Genomic DNA, 19,852 nt, shown 5'->3' on the forward strand with positions numbered 1-19,852 from the left:
TTTCGTATCGAAAAAAGAAAGTAGTGGTACAAGAATGAAATTAATAGTAGGACTTGGGAACCCAGGTAGAGAATATGAATTAACAAGGCATAATATTGGGTTTATGGCGATCGATGAACTTGCAAAGCGTTGGAGTATTTCTTTGAATGAACAAAAATTTAAAGGAGTATTTGGTGCAGGCTTTGTTAATGGGGAAAAAGTAATCTTACTAAAGCCACTTACATATATGAATTTATCTGGGGAAAGTATCCGTCCGCTCATGGATTATTATAAAATTGATGTTGAGGACTTCATTGTTATGTACGATGATTTAGATATTCCTGTAGGTAAATTACGCCTTCGCATGAAAGGTAGTGCGGGTGGACATAATGGTGTAAAATCAACAATTTCACATTTAGGAACGCAAGAATTTCAACGTATCCGCATGGGAATCGATCGTCCGAAAAATGGGATGAAAGTAGTGGATTACGTATTAGGACGTTTTACATCTGAAGAAATATCTGGCGTTAATCAATCCATTGAAAATGCAGCAGATGCATGTGAGGAATGGTTAAGTAAACCTTTTCTCCAAATCATGAATACTTTTAATAGTTAAGCGCACAATCTGGAATATTTTATTTTGTTTTATCCCATACTAGTAGCAATTGGATATTTAGGAGGCTAGTATGGAAGGTTATTATTACTGTAGACATTGCGGAAGTAATGTGGGCTCCATTATCGCAGAAAAAGTATATAGCGACGTTTTGTTTCAACTAACAGAGCAAGAAGTAGTGGATATGATTCATTTTCACGAGAATGGAAATATATATATAAAAACGATTTGTGAATCGTGTCAAGGAACGCTCGCATCTTATCCTGAGTATTACGAATATGAAAAATTTCTGCAATAAAATGTTGTCGCTTTGGCATGTCCAAAGCATTTTTCTGTTTTCTTTTTCCAAAATATTTGCATAAAATATAGTAACTTGCTCTTTATGTTGAGAGGAGTTTTGAAAATGATAGGTTTATTAGAGCAATTTTATAAAAATGAAGAAATACAATCGGTTATTAATGGGCTAGAAGATGGGTTGAAAGAACAACTTGTATCGGGTATGGCAACATCCTCTCGTTCATTATTAATGGCAGCTTTATATAAAAAAACAAAGCAATCACAACTTATTGTGACGCACAATTTATACCAAGCACAAAAAGTACATGAAGATTTAGTGGCGTTACTTGGTGAAAAAGATGTTTGGCTATATCCGGTAAATGAATTGATAGCATCGGAAGTTGGTGTTGCAAGTCCAGAATTGAAGGCGCAGCGTATTGAAGTTTTAAATCGCTTAGCTGTGGGAGAGAATGGGATTATTGTAGCGCCAGTTGCAGGATTGCGTAGGTTTTTACCAATAAAAGAATTATGGAAGCAAAGGCAAATTGAAATCAATCTAGGGCAAGAGATTGATTTAGATGCACTCTTGCATACTTTACATCATATTGGCTATGAGCGTAAGTCAATGGTAGAAGCTCCAGGGGAGTTTAGTTTGCGTGGGGGAATATTAGATATTTACCCATTAACTGAAGAATTACCATTTCGTATTGAATTCTTTGATACGCAGGTTGATTCTATTCGATTATTTGATGTGGAAGAACAGCGCTCTCAAGATAAAAGGGAAAGTGTTCGGTTTGGTCCGGCAACAGAGTTTTTATTTTCACAGGAAGAATTGAAATCGGGAATTAAGCATCTTGAAGAAGGTTTGACTAAGACGATGCAAAAGCTTTCCGATGATAAATTAAAGACTACCGTGCTTGAGACGGTTAGTCATGAAATTGAAATGTTGAAAAACGGGCAAAGTATAGAACAAATGTTTAAATATTTATCTATTTTCTATAAAGAACCTGCTAGTCTGATAGATTATTTACCAGAAAACGGTGTTGTAATTTTAGATGAGATTTCCCGTATTCAAGAAACAGCATCACATCTTGAAACAGAAGAAGCGGAATGGTATATCTCACTTCTTGGCGAAGGAACAATCATTCAAGATTTATCTTTCTCCCACTCGTTTGAGGGGTTTCTTCATAATAAAAAAAGAAGTTTTGTATATTTAACGTTATTTTTACGCCATATAGCACATACACATCCGCAAAACATTGTGAATGTGACATGTAAAACGATGCAAGATTTCCATGGACAAATGCAGTTGTTAAAAACTGAAATTGATAGATGGAATGAAGGGCATTTTACGACCGTTGTGCTCGGAACAGATGATGAACGTGTAAAAAAACTACAACATATTTTAAGTGATTATGATATTGATGCAGACATTGTAGAGTCCACAGATATCTTATTGCCTGGAAGGTTACAAATTGCTGTAGGTGATTTACATGCAGGTTTTGAAATGCCGATGCAAAAGTTTGTTGTCATTACTGAAAAGGAGCTTTTTCATAAGAAAGTTAAAAAATCACAACGTAAGCAAAAGTTATCTAACGCTGAACGTATTAAAAGTTATTCGGAATTAAAAGTTGGAGACCATGTAGTTCATGTAAATCATGGTATAGGTAAATTTTTAGGTATTGAGACATTAGAGATTAATGGTGTTCATAAAGATTATTTAAATATTAAATATCAAGGTAATGATAAGTTATACGTTCCAATTGAACAAATTGATCAAGTGCAAAAATACGTAGGGTCTGAAGGCAAGGATCCGAAAGTCTATAAATTAGGCGGTAATGATTGGAAGAAGGTCAAAACGAAAGTTGAAAAATCTGTACAAGACATTGCAGATGACCTAATTAAATTATATGCTGAGCGCGAAGCCTCAAAAGGTTATGCATATACACCAGATACGGCAGAGCAACAAGAGTTTGAATCTTTATTCCCATATCAAGAGACAGAGGATCAATTACGTTCTATCGAAGAGATTAAGAAAGATATGGAACGCGGACGTCCTATGGATAGGCTTCTTTGTGGTGACGTAGGGTATGGAAAGACCGAAGTAGCTATTCGTGCGGCATTTAAAGCAATTATGGATGAAAAACAAGTTGCGATTTTAGTACCGACAACAATCCTTGCACAACAACACTATGAAACAATTCGAGAGCGTTTTCAAGATTATCCAATTAATATAGGATTACTAAGTAGATTCCGCACGCGAAAACAACAAAATGAAACGATTAAAGGTTTAAAAGATGGAACGGTGGATATTGTAATCGGAACGCATCGTATTTTATCTAAAGATGTTACTTATAAAGATTTAGGACTTCTTATTATTGATGAGGAACAAAGATTCGGCGTTACGCATAAAGAAAAAATTAAACAATTGAAAGCAAATGTTGACGTGTTAACATTAACGGCAACTCCGATTCCACGTACACTTCATATGTCTATGCTTGGTGTGCGCGATTTATCTGTTATTGAGACACCACCAGAGAATCGTTTCCCAGTACAAACATATGTAGTAGAGTATAATCCAGCATTAATGCGAGAAGCGATAGAGCGAGAACTTGCAAGAGGTGGTCAAATTTACTTCCTATATAACCGTGTGGAGGATATTGAAAGAAAAGCAGATGAAATTTCAATGTTAGTTCCAGATGCTCGTGTAACATACGCACATGGGAAAATGAATGAAGGTGAATTAGAGTCTGTTATGCTATCGTTTTTAGAAGGGCAGCATGATGTTCTTGTAAGTACAACAATTATTGAGACGGGTGTAGATATTCCGAATGTAAATACATTAATTGTATTTGATGCAGATCGTATGGGATTATCGCAGTTGTATCAGCTTCGTGGGCGCGTTGGACGTTCTAATCGCGTCGCGTATGCATACTTTGCATACAAACGTGATAAAGTGTTATCGGAAGTCGCAGAGAAGCGTCTGCAAGCAATTAAAGAGTTTACAGAGCTTGGATCTGGTTTCAAAATTGCGATGAGAGACTTATCAATTCGTGGTGCGGGTAATTTGTTAGGGGCAGAACAACATGGATTTATTGATTCTGTCGGATTTGATCTATATTCTCAAATGTTAAAAGATGCAATTGAGCAACGTAGAGGGACAGATGGAGTTGAAAATACCGTTAATGTTGAAATTGATTTAGAAGTAGATGCATATTTACCGGATGCGTATATTTCAGATAGTAAACAAAAAATTATGATGTATAAACAATTTAGAGGTATTTCTGCAATTGAAGATATTGAAGAGTTGCAGGAAGAGATGATCGACAGATTTGGTGATTACCCACAAGAAGTTGGTTATTTATTACAAATTGCAAACATTAAAGTGTTGGCGATGAAAGAACAAATTGAGTTAATTAAGCAAAATAAATTTGAAGTAACATTCCTGTTTTCTGAACAAGCGAGCCAAAATATAGATGGTGGAAAATTATTCATGCTAGGGAATAGTTTTGGGCGTATGATCGGTCTTGGTATGGAGGGGTCACAATTGAAAATTGTGATGAAAACGAATGGATTAGAGACATCGAAATGGTTAACAATTGCTGAAAATTTATTAAAAGGCTTACCAGATGTAAAAAAAGAAGTAATAAATGCCTAATATAAGATAAAAAATACAATTCGACGTGCATAGAAGAACTAATGTGTAAAATACTATGTTTAACAGTTGGTGATTTTTACATGAACAGGTAAATTCACCACTTTGATCATCAGTAGAAAGTGAGGCAGCATTAGAATGAAAGCAACTGGAATCGTACGTCGAATTGATGATTTAGGCAGGGTAGTAATCCCGAAGGAAATTCGTAGAACTTTACGTATTCGAGAAGGGGACCCACTAGAAATATTTGTTGATCGCGATGGAGAAGTGATTTTGAAAAAATATTCTCCAATTAGTGAACTAGGTAATTTTGCAAAGGAATATACAGAAGCTTTATACGATAGCTTAGGACATAATGTGCTTGTATGCGATCGTGATTCAATTATCGCAGTAGCAGGCGTATCTAAAAAAGAATACTTAAATAAAAGTGTTGGCGATTTAATTGAGAAGACAATGGAAGAGCGTAAGTCTGTAATTATGACAGACGAAAGCGAAATTTCAATTATTGATGGAGTAACAGAAAAAGTGAGCTCCTATACAATTGGCCCGATTGTTGCGAATGGGGATCCAATTGGAGCTGTTGTCATCTTCTCTAAAGAGGCTATTATAAGTGAAGTAGAGCATAAGTCAGTAAATACAGCTGCAAGCTTTTTAGCGAAACAAATGGAGCAGTAGTGAAGTGTAATTTCTATAAGTAGCAATCTTTCCTAATTATGATATTTCTATTTGAGAAATTAACTATTTGGAGATATAAGTATATTGAACGAAGGTAGCGCTTTGCTACCTTTTTTCATTGAATATTTTTGCTGTTGAAAGAAGTCAGTGAATGTAAGGAATATGAAGGAGAGCCAGTTTTTCTTTGTGATATAATACGAGGGGTGAGAATAGAAAAAGGAGTTTTCTTGTATGGAAGCGAAGAAGTACCAAGCCTTTTGGCGTGGGGCTATTATATTAACAATCGCAAGTTTTGTTACGAAAGTATTAAGCGCCTTTTACCGTATTCCATATCAAAATATAGCGGGTGATGTTGGTTTTTATATTTACCAACAAATTTATCCGTTTTATGGATTTTGTTTAATTCTAGCCAATTATGGGTTTCCCATCATTATTTCAAAAATGGTCGCAGAAAGATTAGAACGAGGAAAACAAAAAGAAGCAGAAGAAATTATTTGTGTATCTTTTTGGTTTTTATTAGGAATTGGCTTTATAGGATTTTTCACATTATTTTTTGGGGCCGAAACAATTGCAACGGCTATGGGCGATATACATTTAGATAAATTATTACGTGTTATTTCGTTTTCGTTCCTATTAATTCCATTTTTATCTGTAGCGAGAGGATATTTTCAAGGATTCAATAATATGATGCCGACGGCTGTTTCGCAAGTAATTGAACAAACGATTCGTGTTTCTATTATTGTATTTTTATCACTATTCCTTATTGCTCATGGGTTTGATTTATATACAGTTGGTGCGGGTGCTATGCTAGGTTCAATTGCAGGTGGGCTTATTGGGGTTATCGTACTTTTACTTTATATGCGTCATGATTTCCATGCTATTTTCTTTAAAAGTTGGAAGAGAATTGAAGATAAAAAAAGGATTATTCGAATCCTTTTTTGGCAGGGATTAGCGATTTGTGTTAGTAATTTAGTCCTTATTTTTATACAAATGGCGGATTCTGTTTCCTTTTATACCTTGCTTATTCGCGCGGGAGAGCAAGCTGAAAATGCAAAGGTACTAAAAGGTGTTTATGATAGAAGTATCCCGCTTATGCAATTAGGTACTGTTGTGACAACTTCTTTCTCATTGTCACTTATTCCTATTATTACAGCGGCGAAAGAAAGAGGAGATCTTTCATTTATTCAAGAAAAGGTAAAGTTAGCAATGAAAATAACATTTGTTATTGGATTTGCAGCTGCTATTGGATTAACTTGTATTATTCAACCTACAAATATTATGTTGTTTGAAAATAGTGATGGATCAGATGTGTTATCGATTTTATCTTTATCTATTTTATTTAGTTCATTGTCAATTACAACTGCTTCTATTTTGCAAGGGGTGGGACAAACATTAAAACCAGCAATATTCGTTTTATTTGGAGGGTGTTTGAAGCTAGCTTTAAATTATATATTAATGCCATATTTTGGTGTAAAGGGAGCTGCAATTGCAACTTTAGTTGCGCTTATTGTAATTGCCTTGCTAAATAGTGTGTTACTTATGCGAACTGTATCGGAGCCGCTTATTGATAGGCGGAATATGTTAGGTGTAGCTATTAGTGGTATCGGTATGGGGTTTGTATTAATAATCTTCATGCGTATGTTGCGAATGTCTGGATTAGTAATTGATACAGGACATAGAGGGACTGCGACGCTTGAAGCGCTGTTAGGTGTAGCTATCGGCGGATTAGCATATATGTTTTTAATTTTAAAATTACGTGTATTTACAAAAGAAGAATTAGGAAACGTTATGAAGCAAGAGAAAAAAGAAGGTTCATTGAAGAAGAGTGGATAGAGGTGACTGGTTGTGAGTGGAATCATTACTATTTTAGGATTAGGTGTTGGTGAGTTAGATCAGTTAACGATGGGTGTATATCGAAAGATAAAAGAAGCGGACCATATGTTTGTTAGAACGAAGGAACACCCAGTTATAGAAGAATTGGAGCAAGAAGGTATAAAATATACAGCTTTTGACGATGTATACGAAGCGCATGATACATTTGAAATCGTATATGAAACAATCGCGAATAGGTTGTTAGAACAAGCAAAAGGTACAGAAATCATTTATGCAGTTCCTGGTCATCCGCTTGTAGCAGAGAGAACAGTTCAGCTACTTTTGGAAAAAGGAGAAGTAGAAAATATTGAAGTGCGACTTGAAGGTGGACAAAGTTTCCTTGATCCGATGTTTGCGAGTCTAAAGATTGATCCGATTGAAGGATTCCAATTAATTGATGCTACATCATTTGAAAGAGGACAATTAGAATTACGTCAACATTTAATCTTTTGCCAAGTGTATGATGCGTTCGTTGCTTCAGATGTGAAACTGATGTTAATGGAGATGTTGCCAGATGATTATGAAGTGTATATCGTAACAGCTGCAGGAACTTCATTTGAGCAAGTAAAAAAGGTACCGTTATACATGTTAGATCATGAAACGGAGTTAAATAATTTAACGAGTGTATATGTACCTCCAGTTAAGGAACGTGCGTCTTTGTATCAGCAGTTTGATGTGCTTAGAGCAATTATTGCGGATCTTCGTGGACCGAATGGTTGCCCATGGGATAAAAAGCAAACTCATCAATCTTTAAAGAAATACTTAATTGAAGAAGCGTATGAAGTGCTAGAAGCAATTGATGAAGAGGATGATGATCATTTAGTAGAAGAACTGGGTGATATATTATTACAAGTTATGCTTCATGCTCAAATTGGGGAGGATGAAGGTTGGTTCTCTATAGATGATATTATTCGGACTTTATCTGAGAAAATGGTTCGTCGTCATCCGCATGTGTTTGGGAATACGGATGTAAATAATGCTGATGAAGTGATTGCGAATTGGGAAGAAATTAAAAAACAAGAAAAGGGATTTGTTAAAGAATCTGTTTTAACGGGTATTCCAAAAAGCTTGCCACAGCTAATGCGTGCTTATGAAATTCAGAAGAAAGCCGGAAAGGTTGGATTCGATTGGGTTGATGTGCAGCCGATGATAGAGAAGGCCTTAGAAGAATGGCAAGAATTCCAACAAGAAGTTGTAAACATGGATGAGGAAAAGATGCTAGGTGAATTTGGTGATTTACTATTTGCATTTGTTAATATAGCTCGTCATTACAAATTAGATCCAGAAGAAGCGTTGCGTTCAACTAATGAGAAATTTATGAGGCGTTTTTTATACATGGAAGCAAAAGTAGCTGAAATGAATAAGGAAATGCAAGATTTATCATTAGAACAGTTAGATGCTTTATGGGAAGAGGCAAAACAAACAGAGCGTTAATAGGGGGATTTGATATGCGTCTAGATAAATTTTTGAAAGTATCACGCTTAATTAAAAGAAGAACATTAGCAAAAGAAGTATCTGACCAAGGAAGAATTTCGATTAATGGTCAAGTGGCAAAAGCGAGTTCAGATGTGAAGGTAGAGGATGAATTAACAATTCGTTTCGGTCAAAAAATAGTAACTGTGAAAGTAAATGAATTGAAAGAAACAACTAAAAAAGAAGATGCAGCAAACATGTATAGCTTAGTTCGCGAGGAAAAAGTAAAAGCGGAAGAAGGCTTGTTCTAAAATAGGTTATCCCTTCATACATTACTATTAGCTAGTATAAAGCTATGGGGGGATTTTCGTGAATAATGGTTACTCACCTATGTCTTCTAATCAACAAAATGTTTCTGTAGAGCATGATATTATCATGCGTGGCAGGCGTGTAATCGATATTACTGGTGTAAAGCAAGTAGAGAGTTTTGATAGCGAAGAGTTTTTACTTGAGACTGTAATGGGTTTTTTAACAATTCGTGGTCAAAATTTGCAAATGAAGAATTTAGATGTAGAAAAGGGTGTTGTATCAATTAAAGGGAAAGTTCATGAGATGCTGTATATTGATGAGAACCAAGGGGAGAAAACTAAAGGCTTCTTTAGTAAGTTGTTTAAATGAGCCTAACAATTCAGTTGTATACAATGCTTTCAATGATTGGAATGGGTGCTTGGATTGGTGCCTCTTTAGATACATATCAACGGTTTTTAAAGCGCCAAGAGCGTAAACGTTGGCTTGTATTTATACATGATATACTATTTTGGATTGTCCAAGCATTATTCGTTTTTTATGTATTACTGCGTGTGAATGAAGCCGAACTACGTATATATGTATTTTTGGCGTTACTATGTGGTTTTGCGGCATATCAAAGCTTATTGAAAGCACTATACATGAAGATGTTAAATTTTCTCATCTATATTTTTGTACAAACAACACAATTTTTTGTTCGAATTATACAGCTACTCATGATAAAACCTGTTATTATTATAGCGCAGCTATTTATTGCATTTATATTATTCTTATTTCGTATACTGCTTTCAATTGGACATGTGTTATGGAAAATGGTGATTTGGATATTACTTTTCATATGGAAAGTTTTTTTCTCGCCTGTTCGATTTATTGCTTCGCTCATATGGAAACTTCTCCCTAATCGTGTTAAACTTTTTATAATGAAGCATGTAGGGTTCCTGCAATATGTAGCAAAATTGAAGGGACATATCTTCCAATTATGGGAGCGTATAAAAAAGAAGTTAGGGGGACCTCGGAAATGAGGGAACTGAGACAAAGAACAATCGAAAAACAGAGTCCAAATCCTGTTAAAGAACATATAATACAAACGGATGAGAACAGGAAGCGACTTTATCGCCGTTTAGCGGTTTTTCTTGTCTTTGCTTTTACAATTATTGCTAGTATTAGTGTGACGTTTTATCAACAAAACAGTTCCATTAAAGCAAAAGAAGCAAAAGTTAAGGACATGAAAAAAGAACTGGATTCATTAACGAAAAAAGAAAAGAATCTAAAAGATGAAGTTCAAAAGTTGAATGATGAAGAGTACGTTTTAAAGATTGCTAGAAGGGATTATTTCTTCTCCGGAAAAGGGGAGATAATTTTTCCTGTTTCTAAGTAGAGTATGTCTTATTGACACTGTATTTTAGGATTATATATAATAAAGTAAAATTTGACTTTTTAACCACTAAGGAGGAGCATTTTTTTTATGTCAATCGAGGTAGGCAGCAAGTTACAGGGTAAAGTAACAGGTATTACAAATTTTGGCGCTTTTGTGGAGCTGCCAGAAGGCTTAACAGGTCTTGTTCATATTAGTGAAGTTGCTGATAATTATGTGAAAGATATTAACGATCACTTAAAAGTAGGCGACCAAGTAGAAGTAAAAGTTATCAATGTTGAAAAAGATGGCAAAATTGGCCTATCTATTAAAAAAGCGAAAGAACGTGAAAAAACAGAAGGAGATCGTCCGCGTGGTGAATACCAACGTGGTGGTGATCAACAACGTTCTGGACGTCCACAACGTAATAATCGTTCTTCCAACAGAGATAACCGCGGTGGCGGTAACGAAAGAGCTCCAAAAGAAACATTTGAGCAAAAGATGGCACGCTTTTTAAAAGATAGTGAAGATCGTTTAACTTCTTTAAAGCGTAACACAGAGTCTAAACGTGGTGGCCGTGGCGCACGTCGCGGATAATAAGTCCGTTTAATTCTTAACATATAGAGAGGTACCCAGAGTAATTACTCGGGTACTTTTTTATGTGAGAGAATATATTTTTAAAAAAGTTTTTGAGATGTGTTGACTTTAAAACGTATCTGATGTAAGATACTAATTGTCCGTTAAATACGACGACATGGCGGTGTAGCTCAGCTGGCTAGAGCGTACGGTTCATACCCGTGAGGTCGGGGGTTCGATCCCCTCCGCCGCTATATTTAATTTAACGGCCCGTTGGTCAAGTGGTTAAGACACCGCCCTTTCACGGCGGTAACACGGGTTCGAATCCCGTACGGGTCATCTGAAAAGATCATGCAAATTTGCATGGTCTTTTTTTGTTAAATATAAATTAAGACGTACAATACTTCTACAAAATCATCCTATATTTTCTGAACATTCACTTAATTTATTTTAAATAAATTAAATACTATGTATATATGTAGATTTATTTCGAATAAAAAGTCGAACGATTATAAAAGTCAAAACTGTTGTTTTGACAAAAATCCCAATGAACGTCTTTTATAATAACAGTAATTAAACTATGCAGGTGGTGTTAAAAATATGCCTAAAGCAGGAAGGAATACTATGAATACAAGTGCATTGGCGATGAATGAAAGTCAGCTTGGAACAATAAAGTGGACGAGTAAGTTACGAATGAAGTTTGAACAAGTTTTCTTTAGATGGGGATTCATTATTGCTGTTATTGGTTTTCTTTTGGGACGAGCATATATATTAACAAACATTTTACCGTTTGCATTGCCGTTTTTTGCTGCTGTTTATGTTATGAAGCGAGATAAAATGCCGCTCGCGTTCTTAGCCTTAATGGGGGGAGCACTTTCAGTTTCAATAGATAATTTATTTTTTACTTTTGCATCTATCTTTACCTTCTTCATTTATAATATCTTCTTTAGTCGGTTTACACGTAAAACTGTTGGACTTGTACCATTCCAAGTATTTATCTCCGCATTAACCGCACATTTAGTTGTTGTATATTTTGCACAGCAAACCGTCACCATGTATGATTTGCTCGTTAGTACGATCGAAGCGGGGCTTAGCTTCGTATTAACGATGATATTTTTACAAAGTGTTCCGCTTTTAGTGGAAAGGAAAGGGAAGCAACAAGCGTTAGAAACAGAAGAAATTGTTTGTTTAATTATATTACTAGCATCTGTTTTAACGGGCACAACGGATTGGTTTGTTTATGATGCTTCTATTCAACATATTTTCACTAGATATTTAGTATTAGTATTTGCCTTTATTGCAGGGGCAGCTACAGGGTCCACAGTAGGAGTTGTCACTGGGTTAATATTAAGTTTAGCGAATGTGGCTAGCTTGTCTCAACTTAGTCTCCTTGCCTTTTCAGGATTGCTTGGGGGATTGTTAAAAGAAGGGAAGCGTATAGGAGTTAGTTTAGGTTTATTAATTGGTACAAGCTTAATTACATTATATGTAGACAAGCAAACAAGTATTGTAACAACTTTAATTGAATCTGGTGTAGCGATTGTTTTCTTCTTATTAACACCGAAGCTTGTTATGGATCGTATTGCTAAATTTATGCCGGGTACACAGGAACATTCACAAGATCAACAACAATATTTAAGAAGAGTGCGTGATGTTACAGCGAATAAAATCAATCAATTTGCTAATGTATTTGCTGCTTTGTCTAATAGCTTTTCTGTATATGGGTATGTGGAGGAGGAAGATAAAGAAACAGAAGCTGATTTATTTTTAAGTACAATTACTGCAAAAACATGTCAAACATGCTTTAAGAAGGATCAATGTTGGGTAGTTAATTTTGATAAAACATACGATTATATGAAACAAATAATGAGTGAAACAGAAGAAGGAACGCTGCAGCATAATCGGAAGTTAGTTCGTGAATGGGACAAGTATTGTGTGAGAGGGAAGAAAGTAACGGATTTAGTAGCGGGTGAATTAGATCATTTCTATGAGGGGCAGAAATTAAGAAAACAAATGAAGGAAAATCGTAGAATTGTAGCGGAGCAATTACTAGGCGTATCAAAAGTGATGGAAGATTTCGCTAAGGAGATCCAACGAGAAAGAGAGAATCATCAAGCGCAGGAGGAGCAAATTTTACAAGCGTTTCGTGATTTCGGTGTCGAAGTGGAACATGTTGATATTTATTGTTTAGATAGAGGAAGTATTGATATTGAAATGTTGATTCCAGCTGCATCTAATGAACATGGGGAATGTGAGAAGTTGGTTGCTCCAATGCTTTCAGATATTTTAAAAGAGAATGTCGTCGTTAAGCATGAAGAGAAATCCTCATATCCAAATGGACACAGTTTAATATCATTTGGTTCAGCGAAGACGTATTCTCTTGATACAGGATTGGCCACAGCTGCAAAAGGTGGTGGGTTTGTTTCAGGTGATTCCTACGCGATGATGGATTTAAGCGTTGGTAAATATGCACTTGCGATTAGTGATGGTATGGGAAATGGACAAAGGGCTCATATGGAGAGTAGGGAAACGGTAAAATTATTACAAAAGATACTTCAATCAGGTATTGATGAAGAAATAGCGATTAAGTCCATCAATTCAATTCTTTCTTTAAGAACGACAGAGGAGATGTATACAACGCTTGACTTGGCTATGGTAGATTTACGGGATGCGAGTGCGAAGTTTTTAAAGATTGGATCGACGCCGAGTTTTGTTAAACGCGGAAATAATATTTTGAAAATTGAGGCAAGTAATTTACCGATGGGAATCATTGAAGATGTTGAAGTTGATGTGGTTGGTGAGCAATTAAAAACGGGTGATCTTCTTATCATGATGAGTGACGGCATTTTTGAGGGAGCGCAACATGTGGAGAATCACGAATTATGGATAAAACGTAAAATTAAAGAACTACAAACAGAGGACCCACAGGAAATTGCTGATATTATTATGGAAGAAGTAATTCGCTCTAGTGATGGTTATATAAATGATGATATGACCATTGTGGTGGCGAAAGTAAAGAAAAATATGCCGAAGTGGGCTACGATTCCAATAGTAGGAATGCAGGCGCAATAAAATAATCAAAAAAACCTAGGTATCTACCTAGGTTTTTTTGATTAAAAAGGTAATGTGATTACTTTGTTAAATATACAGGAAGGATGTAAGATAAAAATGTGGATTTTGTACATCTTTTTTTTGCACAATGTTTGTAAAAGTTGTACCATTATATACAAGGTAACTAATGTTGTTGTTCTTGTTTAATGAAAGGTGATTGCGAAGTTGAAAGATGCATTTGTTGAAAAAGTAGATGACTTTGTAAAGCAGCATGATGTATTAAAGAAACATTCAACAATTGTTGTAGGGGTTTCTGGTGGTCCTGACTCTTTGGCTCTTTTATATTATTTGTTAGAAAAAAGGGCAGAAAAACAGCTCGAAATTGTAGTAGCACATGTGGATCATATGTTTAGAGGTAATGAATCTCATGAGGATCTACAGTTTGTGGAGGGTCTTTGCAAAGAGCTAGGAGTTATTTGTGAAACGCTAAGGATTAATGTGTCGCAATATCAACAGCAATATGGAATGAATACACAAGTTGCTGCTAGAGAATGCAGATATGCATTTTTGGAAAGAATAATGAAGAAATATGATGCGAGATATGTAGCTCTTGGTCACCATGGAGATGATCAAGTAGAAACTATTTTAATGCGCCTTGTACGAGGGAGTACTCCGAAAGGATACGCAGGAATTGCAGTGAAGCGTTCTTTTCATAATGGATATTTAATTAGGCCGTTACTTGGAGTAACTAAGGAAGAAATTGTTGATTACTGTAATAAATTAAAAGTTGTTCCGCGTATAGATCCGAGTAATAAAAAGGAAGTATATACAAGGAATCGATTACGTAAATATGTCCTTCCTTATTTGAAAGAAGAAAATCCACAAATGCATGAGAAATTTCAAAAATTTAGCGTGCAGATGCAAGAGGATGAGGCTTATTTGCAGGAATTAGCTTTTGAGAAAATGAATAAAGTAATTACAAAAAAAAGCGATAAACAAATTAGCTTATCAATTCCTGCCTTTGAATCCATGTCTATGTCTTTACAAAGAAGAGGGATTCAACTAATATTAAACTATCTTTATGAATATAAGATTCCATCTTCGCTTTCTTCTATACATATTGACAAGGTGATTGAATTTTTTAAGCGGGCACAACCTTCGGGTTCACTAGATTTCCCAGGTGGTTTGAAAATTGTTCGCACATACGAAGAATGTAGTTTTGGATTTAAACAAGCAATTGTTTCTCCTTTTTCGCAAGATTTATCAGTACCTGGGACAATTATATTGCCGAATGGGGATAAACTTGTAACAGAGGTGAGCGAAGATATACCGAGTAACATGAATGAAACAGTATTTGTTGCTAAGTATAATGATATATCGTATCCACTTCGTATTCGGTCTAGGGAAAATGGAGATCGCATGTCAATGCAAGGTATGGATGGTACAAAAAAGATAAAGGCTATTTTTATCGAAGCAAAAGTACCGAAAGAAAAAAGAGAAGAATGGCCGATCGTTTGTGACGCAAGTGGGAATATTATTTGGGTGCCCTTGTTGAAACGATCTGCATTTGCTACTTCGAAAGAGATAGCAAAGAAGGGTAAATACATGATTATTCACTACAAAAGCAAGGAGTCTTCCGGGAGGATAATGAAATGATGAATCAAGATATCGAAAAAGTATTAATTTCTGAAGAACAAATACAGGAAAAGGTGCACGAACTAGGTGCAGTTATTGCAGAGGATTACAAAAATACAGTACCTCTTGCGATTGGTGTACTAAAGGGCGCAATGCCATTTATGGCAGATTTATTAAAGAGAACAGATACATATCTTGAAATGGATTTTATGGCTGTATCTAGCTACGGTCACTCTACAGTTTCGACAGGCGAAGTAAAAATCTTAAAAGATCTTGATACTTCTGTAGAAGGTCGCGATATTTTAATCGTTGAAGATATTATTGATAGCGGTCTTACACTAAGCTATTTAGTAGACCTGTTTAAATATCGTAAAGCGAAATCTGTAAAAATTGTTACGTTATTAGATAAGCCAACAGGCCGTAAGGTTGATCTGAAAGCAGATTATGTTGGATTTACTGTTCCTCATGAATTTGTTGTAGGATATGGATTAGATTATAAAGAGCAGTACCGTAATCTTCCTTATGTAGGAGTATTAAAACCAAGTGTTTACTCAAATTAATTAAATACAGGCGTTACAATTGTATAGGAAAGTTTTTCTATGTTACGATTTACTATAGTGTTTATGCCGTGAGAGGAGGTTAGGAATGAATCGTATCTTCCGTAATACCATCTTTTATTTACTGATATTCTTAGTAGTAATTGGAATCGTAAGCTATTTTAATGGTTCGACGCAAAAAACGACATCAGTTAGCTACGATAAATTCATTACTCAACTTGAAAAAGGTGAAGTGCGTAATGTGCAGCTTCAACCGAAAAATGGTGTGTTTGAGGTAAAGGGACAATTCAAGACTTCTAGCCAAGGAGAACAATTTGTTACTTATGCACCAAATACTGAGGAATTACAAAAGAAAATTAATGATAAAGCGCAAGGGGCTGAAGTTAAGTATCAACCAGCAGAAGAAACAAGTGCTTGGGTAACGTTCTTCACTTCTATCATTCCGTTTGTCATTATCTTCATTTTATTCTTCTTCTTATTAAATCAAGCTCAGGGCGGCGGTAGCCGTGTTATGAACTTCGGGAAAAGTAAGGCGAAGCTATACAATGATGAAAAGAAAAAAATTCGTTTCAGAGATGTTGCTGGAGCGGATGAAGAGAAACAAGAACTTGTTGAGGTAGTTGAATTCTTGAAAGACCCTCGTAAGTTCGCTGAAGTTGGTGCCCGTATTCCGAAGGGTGTTCTATTAGTGGGACCTCCAGGTACAGGTAAAACTTTACTAGCACGTGCTGTTGCAGGTGAAGCAGGCGTTCCGTTCTTCTCTATTAGTGGTTCTGACTTCGTAGAGATGTTCGTCGGTGTCGGTGCATCCCGTGTACGTGATTTATTTGAAAATGCAAAGAAAAATGCTCCTTGTATCATTTTCATTGATGAAATTGATGCAGTAGGACGTCAACGTGGCGCGGGTCTTGGCGGTGGTCATGATGAGCGTGAACAAACGTTGAACCAATTGCTTGTTGAAATGGATGGATTCGGTGCAAACGAAGGTATTATTATCATTGCTGCGACAAACCGTCCTGATATTCTTGATCCGGCGTTATTACGTCCAGGTCGTTTTGACCGTCAAATTACAGTAGATCGTCCAGATGTAAATGGTCGTGAAGCTGTACTTAAAGTACATGCTCGTAATAAACCGCTTGATGAGAATGTCAACTTAAGAGCAATTGCAACTCGTACACCAGGATTCTCTGGTGCCGATCTTGAAAACTTATTAAACGAAGCTGCTTTAGTAGCTGCGCGTCAAGATAAGAAGAAAATTGATATGAGTGACATCGATGAAGCGACGGATCGTGTTATTGCAGGTCCAGCTAAGAAAAGTCGTGTTATCTCTGAAAAAGAACGTAATATCGTTGCATTCCATGAGGCTGGCCATACTGTAATTGGTGTTGTCCTTGATGAAGCAGATATCGTTCATAAAGTAACAATTGTCCCTCGTGGTCAAGCTGGTGGATATGCGGTAATGCTTCCGAAGGAAGATCGTTACTTCATGACAAAACCAGAGTTACTTGATAAAATCACTGGTTTACTTGGTGGTCGAGTAGCTGAGGAGATTGTATTTGGTGAAGTAAGTACAGGTGCTCACAACGACTTCCAACGTGCGACTGGTATTGCAAGACGTATGGTTACAGAATTCGGGATGAGTGATAAGCTTGGACCGATGCAATTTGGTAGCTCACAAGGTGGTCAGGTATTCTTAGGAAGAGACTTCCATTCAGAACAAAACTACAGTGATGCAATCGCGCATGAAATTGATGTGGAAATGCAAACAATTATTAAAGATTGTTATGCTCGTGCGAAACAAATTCTTACTGAAAAACGAGATAAGCTTGATATTATCGCGAAAACGTTACTTGAAGTAGAAACATTAGATGCAGAGCAAATTAATCATTTATATGATTATGGCAGATTACCTGAGCGTCCAACATCTTCAGATGATGTGAAAGTAAACATCAATATGAAGAAAGACGATGAAGATACAGAAGATAAGTAAGAGATGAAGGAGTGACAATAGTCACTCCTTTTTTTGTGGAATGAATTTAAGTGGCAAAAGAATTTAAATAAAACTAGCATTAAAAATTGAAATAGAGAGTAATCTTTTTGTACAATGATGAGGATAGAAAAGCTGGTTATATAAGTATGTGTGATATGATGTTTTTATAAGTTTTATACATACTGCACAAATATAGATTAAATAAGATAAGTGGTGAGAATATGATTTTTGTATTGGATGTAGGGAACACAAATGCGGTACTAGGTGTGTTTGAAGAGGGGAAACTTCGTCAGCATTGGCGCATGGAAACAGATCGTCATAAAACAGAAGATGAGTATGGGATGCTTGTAAAGCAGTTACTTGAGCATGAAGGTCTTTCTTTTGAAGATGTGAAAGGTATTATTGTGTCTTCAGTCGTACCGCCAATTATGTTTGCTTTAGAGCGTATGTGTGAAAAGTATTTTAAAATTAAACCTCTTGTAGTGGGGCCTGGGATAAAAACTGGCTTGAATATTAAATATGAAAATCCACGTGAAGTAGGCGCGGACCGAATTGTAAATGCAGTAGCAGGAATCCACTTATATGGAAGTCCGCTTATTATTGTTGATTTTGGTACGGCTACTACATATTGTTATATTAACGAAGAGAAGCATTATATGGGTGGCGTTATTACGCCGGGAATTATGATTTCGGCAGAGGCGTTATATAGTAGAGCAGCAAAGCTTCCTCGTATTGAAATTACAAAACCAAGTAGTGTTATTGGGAAGAATACAGTAAGTGCGATGCAATCAGGTATTCTTTATGGATACGTTGGACAAGTGGAAGGTATTGTTAAGCGTATGAAAGAAGAAGCTAAACAAGAACCGAAAGTTATTGCAACAGGTGGATTAGCGAAATTAATTTCAGAAGAATCAAATGTAATTGATATTGTAGATCCGTTTTTAACGTTAAAAGGTTTGTATATGTTATATGAACGTAATGCAAATTTACAGTATGAGAAAGGTGAATAAATAAGTATGAAAGATTATTTAGTAAAAGCGTTAGCATTTGATGGAGAAGTGCGTGCGTATAGTGTGCGTACAACAAACACAGTAAGTGAGGCGCAAAGACGTCATGATACATGGAGAACAGCTTCGGCAGCACTTGGTCGTTCTTTAACTGCGGGTACAATGATGGGCGCGATGTTAAAAGGCGAGCAGAAGCTAACGATTAAAGTAGAGGGTAACGGTCCGATTGGTCCTATCTTAGTAGATGCTCATGCAAATGGAGATGTACGTGGTTATGTAACGAATCCGCATGTTGATTTTGAAGGGACAGAACAAGGGAAATTACGTGTATATCAAGCGGTAGGTACAGAAGGATTTGTAACAGTGATTAAAGATATTGGTATGCGTGAACCATTTATCGGTCAATCTCCAATTGTTTCAGGAGAATTAGGAGAAGACTTCACTTATTATTTCGCAGTTTCTGAGCAGACGCCTTCTTCTGTTGGTGTCGGTGTTCTCGTAAATGGAGATGATAGCATATTAGCAGCGGGTGGATTCATTCTTCAAATTATGCCAGGTGCACAGGAAGAAACAATTTCATTTATTGAAGAGCGTCTACAAAAAATCCCTCCTGTTTCAACGTTGATCGAACAAGGGCTTTCTCCAGAGGAGTTACTATATGAAGTGCTAGGAGAAGATAAAGTAAAAGTGCTAGAAACGATGGATGTACAATTTAATTGTACGTGTTCACGCGAGCGTATCGAAAATGTATTAATTAGCTTAGGTAAAACAGAGTTAGAGCAAATTCGTGAAGAAGAAGAAGAGACGGAAGTGCACTGTCATTTCTGTAATGAACGATATAAATTCTCTAAAGAAGATATTACAAGCATAATTGAGAGCCTGTAATAAGGAAG

Annotated in this window: 17 protein-coding genes and 2 tRNA genes; all 19 read left to right on the top strand. The window is 36.0% G+C overall.

What is annotated here, in order from left to right:
* The first annotated feature begins 34 nt into the window (after positions 1-34).
* The 19 genes from pth (at position 35) to hslO (ending at position 19,844) form a co-directional block, all read left to right on the top strand.
* Complete coding sequence (gene pth, locus QUF93_RS02685) at positions 35-595, top strand: aminoacyl-tRNA hydrolase (RefSeq protein WP_289360952.1); 561 nt, start codon at positions 35-37, stop codon at positions 593-595.
* 70 nt (positions 596-665) lie between these two features.
* The gene (locus QUF93_RS02690) at positions 666-890 is read left to right on the top strand and encodes an anti-sigma-F factor Fin (RefSeq protein ID WP_002124536.1); all 225 of its coding nucleotides are present in this window, start codon (positions 666-668) and stop codon (positions 888-890) included.
* Positions 891-995: 105 nt separating this feature from the next.
* On the top strand, positions 996-4,526 hold the full coding sequence (gene mfd / locus QUF93_RS02695) for a transcription-repair coupling factor (RefSeq protein ID WP_289357796.1): 3,531 nt from the start codon (positions 996-998) through the stop codon (positions 4,524-4,526).
* Between the two features lie 135 nt (positions 4,527-4,661).
* The gene (gene spoVT / locus QUF93_RS02700; protein WP_000648312.1) at positions 4,662-5,198 is read left to right on the top strand and encodes a stage V sporulation protein T; all 537 of its coding nucleotides are present in this window, start codon (positions 4,662-4,664) and stop codon (positions 5,196-5,198) included.
* A 231-nt stretch (positions 5,199-5,429) separates the two neighbouring features.
* The gene (locus QUF93_RS02705) at positions 5,430-7,031 is read left to right on the top strand and encodes a putative polysaccharide biosynthesis protein (protein ID WP_289357797.1); all 1,602 of its coding nucleotides are present in this window, start codon (positions 5,430-5,432) and stop codon (positions 7,029-7,031) included.
* A gap of 12 nt (positions 7,032-7,043) precedes the next feature.
* Positions 7,044-8,504 (top strand): bifunctional methyltransferase/pyrophosphohydrolase YabN, encoded by a 1,461-nt coding sequence (gene yabN / locus QUF93_RS02710; RefSeq protein ID WP_289357798.1) that lies wholly within the window; start codon positions 7,044-7,046, stop codon positions 8,502-8,504.
* 14 nt (positions 8,505-8,518) lie between these two features.
* Positions 8,519-8,794 carry an RNA-binding S4 domain-containing protein gene (locus tag QUF93_RS02715; protein WP_002009677.1) on the top strand — a complete coding sequence of 92 codons (276 nt, stop codon included), beginning with the start codon at positions 8,519-8,521 and terminating at the stop codon, positions 8,792-8,794.
* 58 nt (positions 8,795-8,852) lie between these two features.
* Positions 8,853-9,161 carry a sporulation protein YabP gene (gene yabP / locus QUF93_RS02720; protein WP_001059101.1) on the top strand — a complete coding sequence of 103 codons (309 nt, stop codon included), beginning with the start codon at positions 8,853-8,855 and terminating at the stop codon, positions 9,159-9,161.
* Positions 9,158-9,811, top strand: a complete 654-nt coding sequence (yabQ, locus tag QUF93_RS02725) for a spore cortex biosynthesis protein YabQ (RefSeq protein WP_128283425.1) — start codon at positions 9,158-9,160, stop codon at positions 9,809-9,811. Before yabP ends, yabQ begins: the two co-directional genes overlap by 4 nt.
* Entirely contained in the window at positions 9,808-10,167 is a 360-nt protein-coding gene (gene divIC / locus QUF93_RS02730; RefSeq protein ID WP_002124547.1) for a cell division protein DivIC, read from the top strand. Before yabQ ends, divIC begins: the two co-directional genes overlap by 4 nt.
* Before the next feature lie 87 nt (positions 10,168-10,254).
* Complete coding sequence (locus QUF93_RS02735) at positions 10,255-10,740, top strand: S1 domain-containing RNA-binding protein (RefSeq protein WP_002009683.1); 486 nt, start codon at positions 10,255-10,257, stop codon at positions 10,738-10,740.
* A 159-nt stretch (positions 10,741-10,899) separates the two neighbouring features.
* Positions 10,900-10,973 (top strand) — tRNA-Met (locus tag QUF93_RS02740).
* Positions 10,974-10,986: 13 nt separating this feature from the next.
* Positions 10,987-11,058, top strand: a tRNA-Glu gene (locus QUF93_RS02745).
* A gap of 261 nt (positions 11,059-11,319) precedes the next feature.
* Complete coding sequence (gene spoIIE, locus QUF93_RS02750) at positions 11,320-13,791, top strand: stage II sporulation protein E (RefSeq protein ID WP_212935205.1); 2,472 nt, start codon at positions 11,320-11,322, stop codon at positions 13,789-13,791.
* A gap of 204 nt (positions 13,792-13,995) precedes the next feature.
* Positions 13,996-15,426 (top strand): tRNA lysidine(34) synthetase TilS, encoded by a 1,431-nt coding sequence (gene tilS, locus QUF93_RS02755; protein ID WP_289357803.1) that lies wholly within the window; start codon positions 13,996-13,998, stop codon positions 15,424-15,426.
* Positions 15,423-15,965, top strand: coding sequence for a hypoxanthine phosphoribosyltransferase (gene hpt, locus QUF93_RS02760; RefSeq protein WP_002124550.1), 543 nt, complete (start codon positions 15,423-15,425; stop codon positions 15,963-15,965). Before tilS ends, hpt begins: the two co-directional genes overlap by 4 nt.
* A gap of 85 nt (positions 15,966-16,050) precedes the next feature.
* Entirely contained in the window at positions 16,051-17,952 is a 1,902-nt protein-coding gene (ftsH, locus tag QUF93_RS02765) for an ATP-dependent zinc metalloprotease FtsH (protein ID WP_289357804.1), read from the top strand.
* Between the two features lie 221 nt (positions 17,953-18,173).
* Entirely contained in the window at positions 18,174-18,962 is a 789-nt protein-coding gene (locus QUF93_RS02770; protein ID WP_000578370.1) for a type III pantothenate kinase, read from the top strand.
* 6 nt (positions 18,963-18,968) lie between these two features.
* A complete protein-coding gene (gene hslO, locus QUF93_RS02775; RefSeq protein WP_128283420.1) occupies positions 18,969-19,844 on the top strand; it encodes a redox-regulated molecular chaperone HslO in 876 nt (291 codons plus the stop codon).
* The last annotated feature ends 8 nt before the right edge of the window (positions 19,845-19,852 follow it).

Origin of the sequence: Bacillus hominis, from assembly GCF_030348325.1 — a bacterium.
In the GTDB taxonomy this organism is placed as follows: domain Bacteria; phylum Bacillota; class Bacilli; order Bacillales; family Bacillaceae_G; genus Bacillus_A; species Bacillus_A hominis.

Bases quoted from the DNA above. Each gene is read 5' to 3' on its own strand.
- pth (WP_289360952.1), top strand. From the start codon at position 35: ATGAAATTAATAGTAGGACTTGGGAACCCAGGTAGAGAATATGAATTA.
- QUF93_RS02690 (WP_002124536.1), top strand. From the start codon at position 666: ATGGAAGGTTATTATTACTGTAGACATTGCGGAAGTAATGTGGGCTCC.
- mfd (WP_289357796.1), top strand. From the start codon at position 996: ATGATAGGTTTATTAGAGCAATTTTATAAAAATGAAGAAATACAATCG.
- spoVT (WP_000648312.1), top strand. From the start codon at position 4,662: ATGAAAGCAACTGGAATCGTACGTCGAATTGATGATTTAGGCAGGGTA.
- QUF93_RS02705 (WP_289357797.1), top strand. From the start codon at position 5,430: ATGGAAGCGAAGAAGTACCAAGCCTTTTGGCGTGGGGCTATTATATTA.
- QUF93_RS02715 (WP_002009677.1), top strand. From the start codon at position 8,519: ATGCGTCTAGATAAATTTTTGAAAGTATCACGCTTAATTAAAAGAAGA.
- yabQ (WP_128283425.1), top strand. From the start codon at position 9,158: ATGAGCCTAACAATTCAGTTGTATACAATGCTTTCAATGATTGGAATG.
- divIC (WP_002124547.1), top strand. From the start codon at position 9,808: ATGAGGGAACTGAGACAAAGAACAATCGAAAAACAGAGTCCAAATCCT.
- QUF93_RS02735 (WP_002009683.1), top strand. From the start codon at position 10,255: ATGTCAATCGAGGTAGGCAGCAAGTTACAGGGTAAAGTAACAGGTATT.
- spoIIE (WP_212935205.1), top strand. From the start codon at position 11,320: ATGCCTAAAGCAGGAAGGAATACTATGAATACAAGTGCATTGGCGATG.
- hpt (WP_002124550.1), top strand. From the start codon at position 15,423: ATGATGAATCAAGATATCGAAAAAGTATTAATTTCTGAAGAACAAATA.
- ftsH (WP_289357804.1), top strand. From the start codon at position 16,051: ATGAATCGTATCTTCCGTAATACCATCTTTTATTTACTGATATTCTTA.
- QUF93_RS02770 (WP_000578370.1), top strand. From the start codon at position 18,174: ATGATTTTTGTATTGGATGTAGGGAACACAAATGCGGTACTAGGTGTG.
- hslO (WP_128283420.1), top strand. From the start codon at position 18,969: ATGAAAGATTATTTAGTAAAAGCGTTAGCATTTGATGGAGAAGTGCGT.